This is a genomic window from Pseudomonas sp. NPDC089996 (assembly GCF_044748405.1).
Lineage (GTDB): Bacteria > Pseudomonadota > Gammaproteobacteria > Pseudomonadales > Pseudomonadaceae > Aquipseudomonas.
In genome coordinates, this window is the sequence record NZ_JBIVGA010000005.1 from 222,579 (window position 1) to 239,154 (window position 16,576).

Sequence of the window (16,576 nt, forward strand, 5' to 3'; positions counted from 1 at the left end):
AGAGGAATCCCCCATGGCCAAGACCCTGACACACAGCAAGGACCAACTGGTCCAGCAGGCGCTGACGCAGATGCAAGGCTCACTCGCCGATAATACGTGGACTGTGCGGGAAAAGCTGGCCCTGACCTGCCGAATTCTTTTCGATCATGGCCATGACTCCGGTCTGGCCGGGCAGATCAGCGCCCGCGGCCCGCAGCCCGGTACGTTCTACACTCAGCAACTGGGCCTGGGTTTCGATGAAATCAGCGCCAGCAACCTGCTGCTGGTCAATGAGGACCTCGACGTGCTCGAAGGCCAGGGCATGCCCAACCCGGCCAACCGCTTCCATAGCTGGGTATACCGCGCCCGGCCGGACGTGAACTGCATCATCCACACCCACCCGACCCACGTCGCTGCCCTGTCGATGCTGGAAGTGCCGCTGCAGATCTCGCACATGGATCTGTGCCCGCTCTACGACGATTGCGCATTTCTCGAAGCCTGGCCAGGCGTGCCGGTGGGCAACGAGGAAGGCGAGATCATCAGCACCGCGCTGGGCGACAAGCGCGCGATCCTGCTGTCGCACCACGGCCAGCTGTCGACCGGTATCAGCATCGAGCAGGCTTGCGTCTATGCCCAACTGATCGAGCGCGCCGCGCGCCTGCAGCTGCTGGCAATGTCGGCTGGAACCCTCAAACCCATCGCCCCGGCGCTGGGCCGCGAGGCACACGACTGGATCGACCGGCCCAAGCGCCATGCCGCTGCCTTCAACTACTTCGCCCGGCAGAGCCTGCGTGCCCACGCCGACTGCCTGAACTGATTCCTGAATGCCCTTGCTTGCGGAGCCCATCACCATGACCACTGAATTCCACGGCATCATCGGCTACACCATCACCCCCTTCAGCGCTGGTGGCGAGCAGCTCGACCTGCCGGCGCTGGGCCAATCCATCGAACGCCTGATCGACGGCGGCGTGCAGGCCATCGCCCCGCTGGGCAGCACCGGCGAAGGCGCTTACCTCAGCGACAGCGAATGGCAGCAGGTAGCCGAGTACAGCCTCGCCCAGGTCGGCAAGCGCGTGCCCAGCATCGTCAGCGTGTCCGACCTGACCACTGCAAGCGCGGTGCGCCGCGCCCGCTTTGCCCAGGCCCATGGCGCCGACGCGGTGATGGTGCTGCCGGCCGCCTACTGGAAACTCAACGAAGCCGAGATCCTCCAGCACTACCGCGCTATCGGTGACGCCATCGATATCCCGATCATGCTCTACAACAACCCCGCCACCAGTGGCACCGACATGTCGGTGGAGTTGATCCTGCGCATCGTCCGCGAAGTGGCCAACGTGACCATGGTCAAGGAGAGCACGGGCGATATTCAGCGCATGCACAAGCTGCAGCTGCTTGGCGAGGGCCAGGTGCCGTTCTACAACGGGTGCAATCCGCTGGCGCTGGAGGCGTTCGTGGCCGGGGCCAAAGGCTGGTGCACGGCAGCACCCAACCTGATTCCAGGGTTGAACCAGGCGTTGTACCAGGCGGTACTGGCGGGGGATCTGGCTCAGGCCAAAGCGTTGTTCTACCGGCAGTTGCCGTTGCTCGACTTCATTCTCAAAGGCGGGCTGCCGGCGACCATCAAGGCAGGCCTGGAGATGACCGGTTTGTCGGTAGGCGAGCCCCGCCGGCCGGTGTTCGGGCTGGATGAGCCAGGGCGAGCGACCCTGGCAGCATTGTTGGCAACCCTGGCCGATTGAAAGCCTGTACCGGCTCCATCGCCAGCAAGCCGGCGATGGGGCCGGTACAGGTCACAAGGTCCAGTCCAGGCTCACCATCATCGTCCGTGGCTCCCCGTGGTACACGCCGTTGTAGAAGCCCAGGTTGTTGTAGTAGTGCTCGTCGAACAGGTTCTTCACGTTCAGCGAGGCCGACAGGTGCTCGTCGAACTGGTAGCGCGCCATCAGCCCGACCACCGAAAAGGCCTTCTGGCTGATGGTGTCGGCCACGGTGATGATGTTGCCATCCGCATCACGCCCCGCTGGCCGACTGGCGGCCTTGTAGTTGTCGCTCTGCCAGTCAACGGTGCCACCCACGGTCAGTGCCGGAGTGACCTTGTAGGTGCTGGAGAGACGCACCAGGTTAAGCGGTTGCTCGGTGTTCTTGCGCTGTTTGTCGCCCGTGGCGGCATGGGTATAGCTGTAGCCCAGGCTCATCTGCCAACCGGGCAGCACTTCACCGGCGATCTCGGCCTCGAAGCCCTCCACCACCACGCCCTTGCCGCCGGACTTGTAGTAGGTTTCGCCATTGGGCCCAGGGGGCACCGAGTCGTCCTGTTCCGCGACGTTGTCCTGCTTGCTGCGAAACACCGCCGTGCTGAGGTTCAGGCGATCATCCAGAAGGCTGCCCTTCAGGCCGATCTCGTAGACCTTGCCAACGATCGGCTCCAGGTACTTCTCGTTGACGTCGCGCACCGTCTGCGGGTTGAAGATATCCGTGTAACTGGCATACACCGTGTAGTGCTCGGTGAGGTCGTAGAGTACGCCAGCGTATGGCGTCCACTGATCGTTCTGGGTCTGCTCGCTGTGCGAAGCGCGGGTCAGCGCCAGGTTGGCGTCGTAGGACCACGAGTCGCTTTCGGTTTCCCAGCTGCCATAACGGCTTCCCAAAACGAAGTGCAACCGATCGGTCGGGTTCAGCCGCGTGGCGATGTAGCCCGCTTTCTGCTTGATGTGCGAGCGTGACGCATCCCGCCCGCTGTCGTAATCGCTGAACTTGACGACGTCACCCATGTACTTCCAGTCGGGTATCAGTGCGTAATCGGGCGGGTCATTACGGCCTGCGAAGAACGGCGAGCGGTTGCGCCGCTCGGAGACGCCGTAGCCGATCATGAAGTCATGGCTGCGACCGAACAGCTGATACGGGCCGGCCAGGTTCAGGTCGATGGCTTGCATCTTCTCTTCACCGGAAAAGTGGCTGATGAAGGCGCTCATGCCACTGCGGTCGGCCTCGGGGAAACCGCTGCCGCCATAATAGACCTTGCCGTCGGTGTCACTCTGACGATGGGTGTAGGCCGCCTTCAGCGACCAGTCGTTGGCCAGGTGCTGGTCGAGGGTGACGAATGCGGTCTTGTCCTTCAGGGGCCATGACGACCAAGGTGCTGACATGTTGGTGGCGCGCGGAAGGTCGGCCTTGCCGCCGGACGCGTTCCAGTACGGCACGGTGCCCCACGAAGCGCCCTGCACATCCTTGTTCTGGTAGTCGTAACCCACCGCCAGCACGGTACTGTCGGTCAGGTCGGCCTCGAGTATGCCGTAAGCCACTTCCCGCTGGCTGGCGTACCTGTCCATGAACGACTTGCTGTCGCGATACGCCAGTACGGTGCGCCCACGCAGGCGCCCGTCCCCACCCAGCGGCCCACCGACATCCAGGTAAGTGGAGTAGTTGTCGTAGCTGCCGGCGCTGACGCCACTCTTGATCGCCAGCTCGCCGGTCGGGCGCTTGCGCACCATGGCGATGGTACCTGATGGATCGCCGGCTCCGGTGGTCAGGCCGGTGGCACCGCGCACCACTTCGATCCGGTCGTAGATGATGGTGTCCGAATCCGACTTCAACACCGAGAAGGTGTTGAGCATGCCATCGATCTGGAAATTGTTGATGGCGTAGCCACGCGAGTAATAGGCGGGGCGTTCGGAGTCGTTGCGCTGCACGGTCACGCCAGTGACATGGGCCATGGCCTCGGACAGGCTGTCGAGCTGAAAGTCATCGAGCTGCTGGCGGGTGATCACCGAAACCGATTGAGGGGTTTCCTTGATCGACAGGTTCAGGCGGGTGGCGGCGCTCATGCTGCCGGTGGTGTAGGAGCCACTGTTTTCGGTGGTGCTACCCAGGCCCTGGGCGAGGATTTCGGTAGAGCCGAGTTCCAGCACACCCTCCTCGGCTTGCGTGTCGGCAGTGCCGAGCAAGGTGACGCAGAAACCCAGGGTTAGGGTCGTGGAACGACTGATGGGCGCGGACATCGCTGCCTTACTCCTTGTACATTTGCTGAAAATCCATGACTGCCGATGGCGGCATTCACATGAAAACGAATCTCATATAAGAATCGTTATCGATTTTTCGGCAAAGCATAAGGATTGCGATGTCCGTGCCCGTTGTTCAGCTCAAGGCATTACCGGGGGCACATACTGCAACGTGGTCCCCAACGCCCACAGCAGCACCAGCACCAACGGCACATGCACCAGCAACTGCACGAACGAGAAGCCGATCAGGTCACGCGCCTTGAGCCCCAGCACGCCCAGCAACGGCAGCATGTAGAACGGGTTGATCAGGTTGGGCAGCGCTTCGGCCGCGTTGTAGATCTGCACGGCCCAGCCCAGGTGGTATTGCAGGTCATTGGCCACCAGCATCACGTATGGCGCTTCGATGATCCACTTGCCACCGCCGGAAGGAATGAAGAAGCCCAGTACCGCCGAGTACACGCCCATCAGCAGCGCGTAGGTATCGTGGGTGGCGATCTGGGTGAAGAACAGCGAGATGTGGTGGGCCAGGGTCTGCTCATCCACACCTTTTACCTGGGTCAGGATCGCAGCGATCGAACCGTACAGCGGGAACTGGATCAGTACCCCGGTGGTGGTCGGCACGGCGCGCGCCACGGCATCGAGGAAGCTGCGCGGGCGCCAGTGCAGCAAGGCGCCGAGCATGATGAACAGCAGGTTGTAGGTGTTCAGCCCGGAAATCGCGGTAATGGCCGGCTTGGTCGCGAACTCCTGGTACAGCCAGCCGCCCGCCAAGGCCACCAGCATCAGGATCAGGATCGGGCTGTGCTCCAGCCATTCGCCCGGGCGGGTACGCTTGGGTGCCGGTGGCGCGGTGAAGCTGGGGTCGACGCCGCAGTCTTCGGCGCTGCGGGCACTGCTCGGCCCAGGTGCCGTGGCATAGGCGATCACCAGCGAGACGATCACCAGGGCCGCCAGCATCACGCCGGATTGCCAGAGGAAAATGGTCTCGGTGAACGGGATCACGCCGGTGATCGACAGGATCGAAGGCGGCAGGCTGGCCGGATTGGCCTGCAGCTGCGCGGCCGAGGATGACAGGCCCAGCGCCCAGACAGCGCCCAGGCCCAGGTAGGCGGCAGCACCGGCGGCGCGGTAGTCCATCTTCAGCTCGGTGCGACGGGCCAGGGCCCGGACCAGCAGGCCGCCGAACACCAGTGAAAGGCCCCAGTTGAGCAGCGAAGCCAGCATCGAGATCAGCGCGACCCAGCACACTGCCGAGCGGCCGTTCTTCGGGATACGCGCCAGGCGGTCGATCAGCCGGGCCGCGGGTGGCGAGCTGGCCACCACATAACCGCCGATGACCACGAAGGACATCTGCATGGTGAACGGGATCAGGCTCCAGAAGCCATCACCAAAGGCCTTGGCGGTGTCGGTCGGCTTGGCGCCCATGGCCAGGGCACCGATGCACACCAGCAGCACGGCCAGGGCGGCGAATACCCAGGAGTCGGGGAACCAGCGTTCGGCCCAGTTGGAACAGCGCAGGGCAAAGCGGGCGGAGCGGCTGTCTTGGATTTCAGCGGCCACGGTTACTTCCTTTTATTGGTCTTATCGGATACGTCAGTAAAAACACAAAACCCCTGTAGGAGCGGCCTCGTGTCGCGAAAGGGCTGCGAAGCGGCCCCCTGACCTCAGCATCGGTGCTGAAATCGAGGGGCTGCTCTGCAGCCCTTTCGCGACACGAGGCCGCTCCTACAGGGGGACAGTATGAGGTTTTAGAAGGTCATTTCCTTTACATCGTCCGGCACGATCAGCTTGCCGGCGGTTTTCTCGATGATTTCTTCGATGCTCACCCCCGGCGCTGTCTCGCGCAGGATGAAGGCGCCGTCTTCGATCTCCAGGTAGGCCAGGTCGGTCAGCACCTTGCGGATGCAGCCGGCGCCGGTCAGCGGCAGGCTGCAGCGCGGCAGCAGCTTGGACTCGCCATCCTTGGAGGCGTGGGTCATGGTGACGATGATGTTCTCGGCACCGGCCACCAGGTCCATGGCGCCGCCCATGCCCTTGACCAACTTGCCGGGGATCATCCACGACGCGATGTTGCCTTCAACGTCCACTTCGAAGGCGCCCAGCACGGTGAGGTCGACGTGGCCGCCACGGATCATCGCGAACGATTGTGCCGAGTCGAATATCGACGCGCCGCGGCGAGCGGTGACGGTTTGTTTGCCGGCGTTGATCATGTCGGCATCAAGGGTGCTTTCAGTAGGGAATTCGCCCATGCCGAGCAGGCCGTTCTCGGACTGCAGCATCACGTCCATGTCGGCCGGTACATAGTTGGCCACCAGCGTCGGGATGCCGATGCCGAGGTTGACGTAGTAGCCGTCCTTCAGTTCACGGGCGACGCGTTGCGCCATCTGTTCGCGGGTCAGTGCCATGGTCAGGATCTCTTTGTTGTTCTGATGGACGGCGCTCAGGCCTTGACGGTGCGCTTTTCGATGCGTTTTTCGAAGGTGCCGACGATCACCCGGTCGACGAAGATGCCCGGGGTGTGGATTTCGCTGGGCAGCAGCACGCCAGGTTCGACGATTTCTTCCACTTCGACCACGGTGATCTTGCCAGCGGTAGCAGCCAGCGGGTTGAAGTTTTGCGCGGTGTTGCGGTACACCACGTTGCCATAGTGGTCGGCCTTCCAGCCCTTGACGATGGCGAAGTCACCGGTGATGGACTCTTCAAGGATGTACTTGCGGCCCTTGAACTCGCGCACTTCCTTGCCGTCGGCAACCGGGGTGCCGTAGCCGGTGGCGGTATAGAAGGCCGGAATACCGGCGCCGCCGGCGCGCATCTTCTCGGCCAGGGTGCCTTGCGGGGTCAGCTCGACTTCCAGCTCGCCACTGAGCAGCTGGCGTTCGAACTCGGCGTTTTCGCCGACGTAGGAGGCGATCATCTTGCGGATCTGCCGGTCTTCCAACAGCACACCCAGGCCAAAGCCGTCGACGCCGCAGTTGTTGGAAACCACGGTCAGGCCCTTGACGCCCATTCGCTTGATTTCGGCAATGAGGTTTTCAGGGATGCCGCACAGGCCAAAGCCGCCAGCCAGTACGGTCATGTTGTCGGTCAGGCCTGCCAGGGCCTCTTCATAGGTTGCTACGCGCTTGTCCAGTCCGGCCATGCTGATCCGCCTTTTGTAGTTGTTGAGCCGACGAGGCTGTCGGTGAGCGTGTGTAGCCATCTTCACCGCTGGCGACTGATTTGTTAATTTTGTTTTCATCATTGATTGATAACTTTTCCAAAACAGCGATCGAGGCTGTAATGAACGTCAAGCAACTGCGTGCCTTCGTCGCCGTCGCCAAGTACCAGAGCTTCGCCCAGGCCGGCGAACACCTGCATGTGTCGCAACCGGCTCTGAGCCTGACCATCAAGGCGCTCGAGGAAAACCTCGGCGGCGCCCTGCTGACCCGCACCACCCGCAGCGTCAGCCTGACCGCCGAAGGCGAGGTGCTGCTGCCGCTGGCCCGGCGCCTGCTGGCCGACTGGGACGACACCGAAGAGATGCTGCGCCAGCGCTTCACCCTGCAGCTTGGCCGCGTCTCGGTGGCTGCCATGCCCGCCTTCGCCGGCAACCTGCTGCCCCATTCGCTCAAGGTATTCCGCCAGCGTTACCCCAAGGTCAATGTCACGGTGCATGACGTGATCAACGAACAGGTGCTGGAACTGGTGCGCCATCGCCGCGTCGAACTGGGCATCGGCTTCGAGCCGGAAAACACCGAGGGCCTGAATTTCCACCCGCTTTACATGGACCGTTTCGTCGCTGTGGTGCCGGCCGATTCACCGCTGGCCTTGCAAACCCAGGCGACCTGGGCACAGTTGCTGGCTGAAGACTTCATCGCCTTGCAACGCCCATCGGCGGTGCGCCTGCTGCTGGAACAGTACGTCGCGGCGCGCCACGGCAAACTGGCAGTGGCGTTCGAGAGCCATCAGCTGTCGACCATTGGCCGCATGGTCGCCAGTGGCCTGGGCGTCAGCGCGGTACCGGCGCTGTGCATCAACCAGATGCAGGAGCTGGGCGCGCGCTGCGTGACACTGGTCGACCCCGCCGTCGAACGGCGCATCGGCGTGATCGCCCTGGCCGACCACAACCTTTCCACGGCAGCTCAGGCGCTGCTCGAGGTCGTGCTTTCCCACACCCAGACTCCGGAGGTGACATGCGTTACGTGAAACTGGCAGGTTGCAAGGTGCCGGCCATTGGCCAGGGCACTTGGTACATGGGCGAAGACCCGGCCCGCAAGGCGGCCGAGGTGGCCGCCCTGCAACAAGGCATCGAGCAGGGCATGACGCTGATCGACACTGCGGAAATGTATGCCGACGGCGGCGCCGAGGAAGTGGTCGGCCAGGCCATTGCCGGGCGCCGCGACCAGGTATTCCTGGTCAGCAAGGTCTACCCGCACAATGCCAGCCGGCGCGGCGTGCCTGAAGCGTGCGAACGCAGCCTGAAGCGCCTGGATACCGAGGTAATAGACCTGTACCTGCTGCACTGGCGCGGCCAGTACCCGCTGGAGGAAACGGTCGAGGCGTTCGAGCGCTTGCGCGAGCAGGGCAAGATCCGCCACTGGGGGGTGTCCAACTTCGACGTCGATGACCTGCGTGAACTGCACGACCCTGAATGCGCCACCAACCAGGTGCTGTACAACCCGGCGCAGCGCGGCATCGAGTTCGACCTGTTGCCGTGGAGCCGACAGCGGGGCTTGCCGACCATGGCCTACTGCCCGCTGGCCCAGGCCGGGCGGCTATTGCAGCACCCGGTGCTGAGCGAGATCGCCGAGCGGCACGGGGCGACGCCGGCGCAGGTCAGCCTGGCGTGGGTGACGCGGGAGAACGATGTGATTGCCATTCCCAAGGCGGTGTCTGCGGAGCATGTGCGTTTGAATGCGGCTGCCGGGGCGTTGACCTTGACCCGTCAGGACCTGCGGGAGATTGACCGGGCGTTCCCGGCACCGACGCGCAAGCAGCATCTGGCGATGGTCTGATAGACCGGGTTGGGTTCTTCGCGGGCACGCCCGCTCCCACAGGAAGCCCTGGTGACCTGTGGGAGCGGGCGTGCCCGCGAAGAGGCCGGTAAAGGTCAGTGAAAATCTCGGCTTTTCACATCCAGTCCTTGCAGCAAGGGGCTGATGTCCTCCAGGCGCCGGGCGATCAGATGCCGAACCCCGTTTTCCTGCTCCAGCCGCCCGCTCACCTTGAGCAACTGCGACCCCACCAGCGCTCGCCGCTGCCGCTCGGCCAGGTCGCGCCAGACCACCACATTGACCATCCCATGTTCATCCTCGAGGGTGACGAAGGTCACCCCGCTGGCGGTCTGCGGCCGCTGCCGCCCCACCACCAGCCCGGCCACGGCAATGGCGTCGCCATGCTCGACCGCCGCCAGCTCGGCCGAACTGCGACAGCCCAGCGCCCGCAACCGTGAACGCAACAGCCTGAGCGGATGCGGCCCCAGGGTCGTGCCCAAGGTGTCGTAATCGGCAACCAGGTCCTCGCCTACCGTTGGCGTCGGCAACGCCACGGGCGCTTCCGGCAATGCCTGCACCTCAGCGAACAGCGGCAACTGCGGCTGCACCGCCGCCACCTTCCAGCGCGCCTGATGGCGGTCACGTGCCAGGGCGCGCAGTGCGCCGGCATCGGCCAGCCGGGCACGGGCCCGACTGTCGAGCCCACTGCGCAGGCACAGGTCCTCGACATCCCGCCAGGGGCGCTGCGCCCGCGCCTGCTCCAGCCGGCGCGCATCCGCTTCGCTGAAACCACGGACCTGGCGCAAGCCAAGGCGCAAGGCCAGGGCGCCTTCAGGGTCAGGCTCCAGAGTGCAATCCCATTCGCTGTGGAACACATCCACCGGCCGTACCTCGATCCCCTGCCGCCGCGCCTCCTGCAACAACTGGTCCGGGCTGTAGAAGCCCATCGGCCAGCTGTTGACCAACGCGCAGGTGAAGATCGCCGGCTCATGGCACTTCAGCCAGCTGCTGGCATAGCACAGCAAAGCGAAGCTGGCCGCGTGCGACTCAGGGAAGCCGTAGCTGCCAAAGCCTTTGATCTGCTCGAAGATGCGCTCGGCAAATGCCAGGTCGTAACCATTGCGCAGCATCCCTTCGACCAGGCGCTGACGATGGGGCTCCAGCCCGCCGTGGCGCTTCCAGGCAGCCATGCTGCGGCGCAGCTGGTCGGCCTCGCCGGGGCTGTAGTCGGCGGCGACCATGGCCAGTTCCATCACCTGTTCCTGGAACAACGGCACGCCCAGCGTGCGCTCGAAGACTTCCTTGAGTTTTTCCGAGGGGTAGGTCACCGGCTCTTGCTTGAGGCGCCGGCGCAGGTAAGGGTGGACCATGTCGCCCTGGATCGGCCCGGGGCGCACGATCGCGACCTCGATCACCAGGTCATAGAACGTAGTGGGCTTGAGCCGTGGCAGCATGGCCATCTGTGCCCGCGATTCGATCTGGAACACGCCCATGGTCTCGGCGCGGCTGATCATCGCGTAGGTCGCCGGGTCTTCGCTCGGGATGGTCGCCAGGGTCAATTGCCGGCCGCGGTGGCGTTGCAGCAGGTCGAAACAGCGGCGCAGGGCACTGAGCATGCCCAGGGCCAGCACATCGACCTTGAGCAGGCCGACCATGTCCAGGTCGTCCTTGTCCCACTGGATCACCGTGCGTTCGGCCATGGCCGCGTTTTCCACCGGCACCAGGTGGTCCAGTGGCTGTTCGGAAATGACGAAGCCGCCCGGGTGCTGGGACAGGTGACGGGGGAAACCGATCAGTTCACCGGCCAGCACCAGGATACGCCGCAGCGACGGGCTGCCGGGTTCGAAACCGGCCTCTGCCAGGCGTTGCGGGTCGGGGATGCGGTCACTCCAGCGACCGCAGCACTTGGCCAGGGCATCCACCTGGTCGGCAGGCAGCCCCAGCACCCTGGCCACATCACGCACAGCGCCGGCAGCATGATAGGTATTGACCACCGCAGTCAGCGCCGCGCGGTGCCGGCCGTAACGGCGGAACACGTACTGGATCACCTCTTCGCGTCGGTCATGCTCGAAGTCCACGTCGATATCGGGCGGTTCGTTGCGCTCGCGGGACAGGAAGCGTTCGAACAGCAGGCGATGCTCCATCGGGTCGAGCTCGGTGATGCCCAGCACGAAGCACACCACCGAGTTTGCTGCCGAACCTCGGCCCTGGCAGAGGATGTGCTGGCTGCGGGCGAAGGCGACGATGTCATGCACGGTCAGGAAATAGCTTTCGTAACCCAGCTCCTGGATCAGCGCCAGCTCCTTGTCCAGCACCGCCCGTACCTTGCTGCTCGGCCCTGCCGGCCAGCGCTGGGGCAAGCCCCGCTCGCACAGTTCGCGCAGCCAGCTGGCGGGCGTCCGGCCCTCGGGCACCAGCTCGCGCGGGTACTGGTAGCGCAGTTCACCCAGGTCGAACTGGCAACGCTCGGCAATGACCAGGCTCTCGGCCAGCAGGTCTGCCGGGTACAGTTCGGCCAGTTGCGCCAGCGTGCGCAGGTGGCGTTCGCCATTGGCGAACAGATGGCGCCCGGCTTCGGCCACGTTGCAATGCTGGCGGATGGCGGTCATGCAGTCCTGCAGGGCACGCCGGCCGCGCACGTGCATGTGTACGTCACCGCAGGCCACGGCGCGGACCCCAAGCTGTGAAGCCAGTTCGCGCAAGCGCGCCAGGCGCAGGTCATCACCGCTGCCCCGGTGCAGGTGCACGCCCAGCCACAAGCGCTCGGCGAACAGGCCGTGCAGCCAGCAGCCCGTCGCCTGGTCATCGGCATCCTCGGCAATCCATAGCGCCAGCAGACCCTCATGGTGTTGGCGAAGGTCGTCGGCGAACACCTGGTACTCACCCTTTTCGGCCCGCCGTCGACCACGGGTGATCAAGGCGCACAGGTTCTGGTAGCCGGTGAGGTCCTGCACCAGCAACACCAGCTTGGGGCCATCCTGCAGGCGCATTTCGCTGCCGACGATCAGGTGCATTTGCTGCGCCTTGGCGGCCTGCCAGGCGCGAACGATACCCGCCAGGGTGCACTCGTCGGTGATCGCCAGGGCCTGGTAGCCCTGTTCGCGGGCGCGACGGAACAATTCTTCGGCACTCGATGCACCGCGCTGAAAGCTGAAATTGGACAGGCAATGCAGCTCGGCGTAGCCCGGCGTACTCATGCGAACCAGCCCTGCAGCCACAGCGGGCCGGGTTGCGCCAGGTCCTGGTAGGCCCAACCACGCAGGCCTTCGCGGGTTTCTATGCGGTAGTAATCGCGGCGCACGTCACCGCCGTCCCACCAGCCCGACTCGATGCGCTCGGCCTGGCCCAACAACGTGTGATCCGTGGCGTCCAATGCCTGTGGCGCGGGCAGCAACCAGCCCGGGCGGCTGCCGGGCGAGGCTGGCAAGCTGCCTTGAGCGCCCTGCTCCGCTTGCTGCCAGGCACACTCGGGGCGGTGGTCGGCCTCGGCGCGCAACCCTTTGACAGCGTCATCACCCAGCCGCGCACGCAGGCGTTCGCGCAGTTGCTCCCAGGGCTGGGCCTGCCTGGCGCGGGGGTCGAACAGCGCCTGGTGCTGGGGCACGAAGGCTGGCAGGTCATCGGCGACCAGCCGCAGGTTGCGCACCGGTGCCGGGATGCGCAGCGGCTCCAGGCGCCCGCGGGCCAGTTCGAACAACATGGCCGGGTCGCGCTCGGCGGCCAGCAGGCCTACCTGCAATTGCGTGTCCGGCCGTTCGACATGCTCCAGGTACAGGCAAAAACGCTGCACACCGCAGTCGCGCCCGGCGAGGAAGGCGGCCAGGTCATTGAGCATGCGCCGCAGCGGGAACAGCAGGGCCTGGTGCGACTCGACGTCGAAGTTGAGTTCCAGGCGGGTTTCGAAACGGTCCGCAGGCTGATAGAAGTCCAGCCCCATGGAACGCAGCCCGAGCAGTTGGTCCAGGTGCAACTGCACCTGGGCAGAAAAACGCTTGGCCAGTGCATCCCGCGGCAAGGCCAGCACCTGCCCCAACTGACGCAGGCCCATGCGGGCAAAGGCTTGCGCAGCGTCCGCTGGCAACCCGACCCGCTCGATCGGCATACGCGCCAGCGCCGCTCGGGTCTGGTCGGCGCAGGTCAGCGCCAGGCCGTCATGGCCGTTGGCAAGCATGCGGGCCGCCACCGGGTTGGTCGCGAGCACGATGCGCTGGCGCAAGCCAAGTGCCGTCAGTTCCTCGCGCAAGCGCGCCTCGAACAAAGGCCAGGGGCCGAACAGCTGCAGGCTGGAGCCGACTTCCAGCAACAGGGTGCGTGGGTAGTGAAGGCTCACCTGAGCACTGAAGCGGTAGGCCCAGGCTGCCAGCAACTGCTGGAGCTGCTCGATGCGGGCCGGATCTGCCTCGACACAGTGGAAGCCGTCAGCCAAGGCCCGCGCAGCCGTCAGCGTCTGCCCCGCCCGCAGGCCAAGTGCCGCTGCCGCAGGGTTGACGGCTTGCAGCACACGACGCTGGACGGGGCCACCGATCAGCGCCAGTGGCGTATCGGCGTCATCACGCTCGCGCAGGATCGAGTCCAGCGCCAGCTGCGGCAGGAGAATGCAGGCCCAGAGCATGTTGCATCAGCCCCGCCCTGGGCAGGCGATTGGCATGGCCGGTGGCATGCCGCCACGGCACTTGATGACACGCCATTGCGCCGGGCGCGTATCCACGGCGATACGCAGCGCGGCGGGCGACGGATTGTGCGCAGCCTGTTGCGGCCGACAGGCGAAAGCCAGTGCCTGCCCCGTTTCGGCGGCCACCTGCAGGCGGCGCAGGGCACGGTCATCGGCACGTTCCGGCCAGCACAGCACCGCCGCGCAGCTGCCGGAGCGCAGGCACTGTTCAGCCGCCCACAGGGCATCGGCCTGCCCGGCATCGACCTGCACCAGCCAACGCAGGTCGACACCGGCGGCCTGCCAGGCCGGCGCATAGGGAATGAACGGCGGGGCCACCAGCACCACCCGCCCGCCTTCAGCGGTCAGGCGCGACAGGGATGGCCAGAGCAGTTGCAACTCACCGCAGCCTGGGCTTGCCAACAGCAACTCGCTGAGGGCTGCGGCCGGCCAGCCGCCCTCTGGCAGACGCTGGTCGAGTACCGGGTGGCCCGTAGGCTGCAACCCGGCCGGCCGCACCTGGCCCTGCCGCCCACGCCAGACCTGGCGCTGGTCGAGCAGCCGATCGAGATCGACCACCGCGCCCATCAGTCGCGCCTCAACAGGCCACAGAACACGCCTTCGATGAAGAACTCGCGTTCAGGCCCCACGTCGATCGGCGCATAAGCCGGGTTGCGCGGCAGCAGCCGGTAACCATCGGGCTGGCGCTGCAGGCGCTTGATGGTGACCTCGCCGTCCAGGCGCGCGACCACGATCTGGCCATCGCGTGCCTCACCCTGCTGGCGGATGCCCACGAGGTCGCCATCGAAGATGCCGTCGTCGATCATCGAATCACCGCGCACCTTGAGCAGGTAGTCCGGTGTGCGGCGGAACAGGCTGGGGTCGAGCAGCAATTGCTCGTGTATGCCCAGGTCGGGGCCGATCGGCGCGCCGGCTGCCACCTGCCCCAGCACGGGAATTTCGAGGATTTCGGGCCGGCGCAGGGGCTCGGCCAGGCGAATGCCCCGCGCCTGGTTTGGCGTGACGTCGATGTAGCCGCCCTGGCACAACGCGGTGATGTGCTTGCGCGCAACGCTACGGGAGGCGAAGCCGAAGCGGCTGGCGATATCGGCCAGGCTCGGAGGCTGGCCGTGGTCGGCAATGCGCTCGCGAATGAATTCGAGGATTGCACGGCGTTTTGGGGAGAGATTGTCCATGGAGTACATTTGTACTCTTTTCGGCGTACGCTGAACAGCCCCCTTTATCGTCAGGTTTGGTTATCATCCCCGGGCTTCTGTTTTTTTGAATACCTGGATACCTGATGCTGACTGCCCTGCTGTTCGATCTCGATGGAACCTTGACCGACACCGACACCCTGCATTTGCAGGCCTTCCGCCAATTGCTCGACGAATATGACGGCCGCGGGCTGACCCAGGAGCAATTCGATGCCCAGGTCAGTGGCCGGGCCAATGGCGAGCTGTTTGCCGAATTGTTTCCACTTGCCGACGCCGCCGAGTGCCAGGCGCTGGCTGTTCGCAAGGAAGCGCTGTTCCGTGAGCTGTCACCGGTATTGCAACCCATGCCGGGCCTGCTGCGGCTGATGGACCATGCACGGGCGTGGGAGATCGGCATGTGCGTAGTGACCAATGCGCCGCGGCTCAATGCCGAGCACATGCTCTGCGCCATGGGGTTGGGAAAACGCTTCGAGCATGTGCTTGTCGCCGAAGAACTGGAACGGCCCAAGCCTGATCCATTGCCTTACCTGACCGGGCTGCAGCGCCTGGGAGCGATGGCGGGTGAGGCGCTGGCGTTCGAGGATTCTGTGCCGGGGGTGAAGGCGGCGAGTGGGGCCGGGATCTTTACCGTGGGGGTTGCTACCACGCAGACACCGGAGCGGTTGATAGCTGCCGGGGCAAAGCTGGTGGTGAAGGATTTCAATGATCCGCGGTTGTGGGCGCTGATCGAAGCCATGCACGGCTGAGGGCTTACAGGGGAATGCCTCTGGACAGTGTCAGGGCTCACAGGTGCCTGCCTTTAGCTCTTCAGCGCCTTTGAGATCGAGCGCCGCGCGGGCGGCGCTCGATCTCACAGGCGCCACAACCCTCCCGCCCTACACCCGCAAACCACTCGTCGGCCCTGCTCCCTACCTGTCGATTCCCCTCCCCCCAAATCGACCAAAAGCTGAACCCCCCAGCGGAGTCAGCCCCATGAGCACCCCCGATTCCAAACACCCCATCACCTCCCGCGACCAATGGCTAGCCGCCCGCCACCAGCTATGGCTGCACGAAAAAGCCTTCACCCACCAGCGTGACGAGCTGGCTGCCGCTCGCCGGGCACTGCCCTGGGTCAAGGTCGAACAGCCCTACCGCTTCCAGGGCCCGGACGGCGAACTGGGCCTGGCCGACCTGTTTGCCGGGCGCAGCCAGCTGCTGGTCTACCACTTCATGTTTGCCGAAGGCTGGAGCGAAGGCTGCCCGGGCTGCTCGTTCCTCGCCGACCACTTCGATGGCGCCAACCTGCACCTGGCCCATCATGACGTCTCGCTGGTCGCCGTGTCGCGTGCGCCCTACCCCGAATTCCAGGCATTCCGCCAACGCATGGGCTGGCGCTTCCCATGGTATTCATCACACGGCAGCGGCTTCAACGAGGACTTCGGCGTCAGCGTCGGCACCGAGGGCCAACGCCAGTACAACTATGAGCCGTACACCGGCAACGAGCCAGAGCTGCCAGGCCTGAGCGCGTTCTACAAGGACAGCGACGGCACGCTCTACCATACCTACTCCACCTACGCCCGTGGCCTGGACATCCTGGTCAACACCTACAACTTCCTCGACATCGCACCGCTGGGGCGCAACGAAGCCGGGACCATGGACTGGGTGCGGCATCATGATCGCTACGAAGGGCAACCCGACAAACCGCACTGCTGCCATGAGTGATCCGCCAGTGCCGTGCCGCCAGCAGCACGGCGGCACGGCGGCACGTCGGCAGCAGCCGCG

Annotated in this window: 14 protein-coding genes; 6 read left to right on the forward strand and 8 right to left on the reverse strand. The window is 64.9% G+C overall.

Annotated features, from left to right (window positions below):
- The first annotated feature begins 13 nt into the window (after nucleotides 1–13).
- Complete coding sequence (locus ACIPW4_RS11075; RefSeq protein WP_400657624.1) at nucleotides 14–796, forward strand: aldolase; 783 nt, start codon at nucleotides 14–16, stop codon at nucleotides 794–796.
- 34 nt (nucleotides 797–830) lie between these two features.
- On the forward strand, nucleotides 831–1,718 hold the full coding sequence (locus ACIPW4_RS11080) for a dihydrodipicolinate synthase family protein (RefSeq protein ID WP_400657626.1): 888 nt from the start codon (nucleotides 831–833) through the stop codon (nucleotides 1,716–1,718).
- A 51-nt stretch (nucleotides 1,719–1,769) separates the two neighbouring features.
- On the opposite strand, the gene ACIPW4_RS11085 is transcribed toward ACIPW4_RS11080, so the two are convergent.
- The 4 genes from ACIPW4_RS11085 to ACIPW4_RS11100 form a co-directional block, all read right to left on the reverse strand.
- On the reverse strand, nucleotides 1,770–3,977 hold the full coding sequence (locus tag ACIPW4_RS11085; protein ID WP_400657629.1) for a TonB-dependent siderophore receptor: 2,208 nt from the start codon (nucleotides 3,975–3,977) through the stop codon (nucleotides 1,770–1,772).
- A 141-nt stretch (nucleotides 3,978–4,118) separates the two neighbouring features.
- The gene (locus ACIPW4_RS11090) at nucleotides 4,119–5,537 is read right to left on the reverse strand and encodes a short-chain fatty acid transporter (RefSeq protein WP_400657632.1); all 1,419 of its coding nucleotides are present in this window, start codon (nucleotides 5,535–5,537) and stop codon (nucleotides 4,119–4,121) included.
- Nucleotides 5,538–5,725: 188 nt separating this feature from the next.
- Nucleotides 5,726–6,382, reverse strand: a complete 657-nt coding sequence (locus ACIPW4_RS11095; protein ID WP_400657634.1) for a CoA transferase subunit B — start codon at nucleotides 6,380–6,382, stop codon at nucleotides 5,726–5,728.
- A gap of 35 nt (nucleotides 6,383–6,417) precedes the next feature.
- Nucleotides 6,418–7,116 (reverse strand): CoA transferase subunit A, encoded by a 699-nt coding sequence (locus tag ACIPW4_RS11100; protein WP_400657636.1) that lies wholly within the window; start codon nucleotides 7,114–7,116, stop codon nucleotides 6,418–6,420.
- Between the two features lie 140 nt (nucleotides 7,117–7,256).
- Between ACIPW4_RS11100 and ACIPW4_RS11105 the strand changes: the two genes are divergently transcribed.
- The gene (locus ACIPW4_RS11105) at nucleotides 7,257–8,162 is read left to right on the forward strand and encodes a LysR family transcriptional regulator (protein ID WP_400657638.1); all 906 of its coding nucleotides are present in this window, start codon (nucleotides 7,257–7,259) and stop codon (nucleotides 8,160–8,162) included.
- The gene (locus ACIPW4_RS11110) at nucleotides 8,150–8,971 is read left to right on the forward strand and encodes an aldo/keto reductase (RefSeq protein WP_400657639.1); all 822 of its coding nucleotides are present in this window, start codon (nucleotides 8,150–8,152) and stop codon (nucleotides 8,969–8,971) included. The genes ACIPW4_RS11105 and ACIPW4_RS11110 overlap by 13 nt, the downstream gene beginning before the upstream one ends.
- A gap of 95 nt (nucleotides 8,972–9,066) precedes the next feature.
- Here ACIPW4_RS11110 and ACIPW4_RS11115 read toward each other — a convergent pair whose 3' ends face one another.
- From ACIPW4_RS11115 to lexA, 4 genes are read right to left on the reverse strand one after another with little or no spacing between them, the layout of a single operon-like run.
- Complete coding sequence (locus ACIPW4_RS11115; RefSeq protein WP_400657641.1) at nucleotides 9,067–12,147, reverse strand: error-prone DNA polymerase; 3,081 nt, start codon at nucleotides 12,145–12,147, stop codon at nucleotides 9,067–9,069.
- Complete coding sequence (locus ACIPW4_RS11120) at nucleotides 12,144–13,562, reverse strand: Y-family DNA polymerase (protein WP_400657643.1); 1,419 nt, start codon at nucleotides 13,560–13,562, stop codon at nucleotides 12,144–12,146. The genes ACIPW4_RS11115 and ACIPW4_RS11120 overlap by 4 nt, the downstream gene beginning before the upstream one ends.
- A gap of 6 nt (nucleotides 13,563–13,568) precedes the next feature.
- Entirely contained in the window at nucleotides 13,569–14,189 is a 621-nt protein-coding gene (gene imuA / locus ACIPW4_RS11125; protein WP_400657646.1) for a translesion DNA synthesis-associated protein ImuA, read from the reverse strand.
- Nucleotides 14,189–14,806 carry a transcriptional repressor LexA gene (gene lexA, locus ACIPW4_RS11130; RefSeq protein WP_400657648.1) on the reverse strand — a complete coding sequence of 206 codons (618 nt, stop codon included), beginning with the start codon at nucleotides 14,804–14,806 and terminating at the stop codon, nucleotides 14,189–14,191. Before lexA ends, imuA begins: the two co-directional genes overlap by 1 nt.
- Nucleotides 14,807–14,901: 95 nt before the next feature.
- On the opposite strand from lexA, the gene ACIPW4_RS11135 reads away from it, so the two are divergent.
- Together ACIPW4_RS11135 and ACIPW4_RS11140 are read left to right on the forward strand one after the other, a co-directional pair.
- Nucleotides 14,902–15,561 carry an HAD family hydrolase gene (locus ACIPW4_RS11135; RefSeq protein ID WP_400657650.1) on the forward strand — a complete coding sequence of 220 codons (660 nt, stop codon included), beginning with the start codon at nucleotides 14,902–14,904 and terminating at the stop codon, nucleotides 15,559–15,561.
- 226 nt (nucleotides 15,562–15,787) lie between these two features.
- On the forward strand, nucleotides 15,788–16,516 hold the full coding sequence (locus ACIPW4_RS11140; protein ID WP_400657652.1) for a DUF899 domain-containing protein: 729 nt from the start codon (nucleotides 15,788–15,790) through the stop codon (nucleotides 16,514–16,516).
- Nucleotides 16,517–16,576: the final 60 nt, after the last annotated feature.

Bases quoted from the DNA above. Each gene is read 5' to 3' on its own strand.
- ACIPW4_RS11075 (WP_400657624.1), top strand. From the start codon at position 14: ATGGCCAAGACCCTGACACACAGCAAGGACCAACTGGTCCAGCAGGCG.
- ACIPW4_RS11080 (WP_400657626.1), top strand. From the start codon at position 831: ATGACCACTGAATTCCACGGCATCATCGGCTACACCATCACCCCCTTC.
- ACIPW4_RS11085 (WP_400657629.1), bottom strand. From the start codon at position 3,977: ATGTCCGCGCCCATCAGTCGTTCCACGACCCTAACCCTGGGTTTCTGC.
- ACIPW4_RS11095 (WP_400657634.1), bottom strand. From the start codon at position 6,382: ATGGCACTGACCCGCGAACAGATGGCGCAACGCGTCGCCCGTGAACTG.
- ACIPW4_RS11100 (WP_400657636.1), bottom strand. From the start codon at position 7,116: ATGGCCGGACTGGACAAGCGCGTAGCAACCTATGAAGAGGCCCTGGCA.
- ACIPW4_RS11105 (WP_400657638.1), top strand. From the start codon at position 7,257: ATGAACGTCAAGCAACTGCGTGCCTTCGTCGCCGTCGCCAAGTACCAG.
- ACIPW4_RS11110 (WP_400657639.1), top strand. From the start codon at position 8,150: ATGCGTTACGTGAAACTGGCAGGTTGCAAGGTGCCGGCCATTGGCCAG.
- ACIPW4_RS11115 (WP_400657641.1), bottom strand. From the start codon at position 12,147: ATGAGTACGCCGGGCTACGCCGAGCTGCATTGCCTGTCCAATTTCAGC.
- ACIPW4_RS11120 (WP_400657643.1), bottom strand. From the start codon at position 13,562: ATGCTCTGGGCCTGCATTCTCCTGCCGCAGCTGGCGCTGGACTCGATC.
- imuA (WP_400657646.1), bottom strand. From the start codon at position 14,189: ATGGGCGCGGTGGTCGATCTCGATCGGCTGCTCGACCAGCGCCAGGTC.
- lexA (WP_400657648.1), bottom strand. From the start codon at position 14,806: ATGTACTCCATGGACAATCTCTCCCCAAAACGCCGTGCAATCCTCGAA.
- ACIPW4_RS11135 (WP_400657650.1), top strand. From the start codon at position 14,902: ATGCTGACTGCCCTGCTGTTCGATCTCGATGGAACCTTGACCGACACC.
- ACIPW4_RS11140 (WP_400657652.1), top strand. From the start codon at position 15,788: ATGAGCACCCCCGATTCCAAACACCCCATCACCTCCCGCGACCAATGG.